This is a genomic window from Roseburia sp. AF42-8 (assembly GCF_003435965.1).
Lineage (GTDB): Bacteria > Bacillota > Clostridia > Lachnospirales > Lachnospiraceae > Roseburia_C > Roseburia_C amylophila.
This window is the reverse complement of record NZ_QTVB01000153.1, coordinates 1-566: the sequence shown is the minus strand read 5'-3', so window position 1 is coordinate 566 and position 566 is coordinate 1. Positions and strand designations below refer to the sequence as shown.

The 566-nt window shown below is 49.8% G+C and carries 1 protein-coding gene; it reads right to left on the bottom strand.

What is annotated here, in order from left to right; translation table 11 throughout:
- Window positions 1-566, bottom strand: a 566-nt coding sequence (locus DW059_RS15770) for a recombinase family protein (RefSeq protein WP_158552153.1), incomplete at both ends; no start/stop codon positions are given.

Genomic DNA, 566 nt, shown 5'->3' with positions numbered 1-566 from the left:
AGGGCATATCCGAAAATCAGCCGCACAATCGGGGCGGTTTCCTCGTCAATGAGCAGATGGTTTTTGTCCTCCGGGTCTTTCCGATACCCAAACGGGGCAAGACACCCGGTAAACTGTCCTTTCTGCGCTTTCAGAAGATAAGAGGAATGGACTTTCTTGGAAATATCCTTGCTGTACATCTCGTTCAGGATATTCTTGAACGGGGCAATATCGTTGTTATCCCGCAGGGTGTCGATACCGTCATTCATGGCGATATAGCGGACACCGTTTCTTGGGAAAAAGTCCTCAATCAAATGCCCGGTTTGCAGATAGTTCCGCCCCAGTCGGCTGAGGTCTTTCGTGATGACAAGGTTGATTTGCCTGCGCTCAATGGCTCTCAACATTCTCTGTAAATCAGGACGCTCCATATTAAGACCTGTGAAGCCATCGTCCTGATAGACTGCCACAACCTCCCATCCCTGCTTTTCGCAGTATTTTTCCAGCATATCACGCTGGTTTGCGATACTGGCACTTTCGCCTTGCAGGTCATCGTCCTTTGACAGCCTGCAATAGACCGCCGCACGATA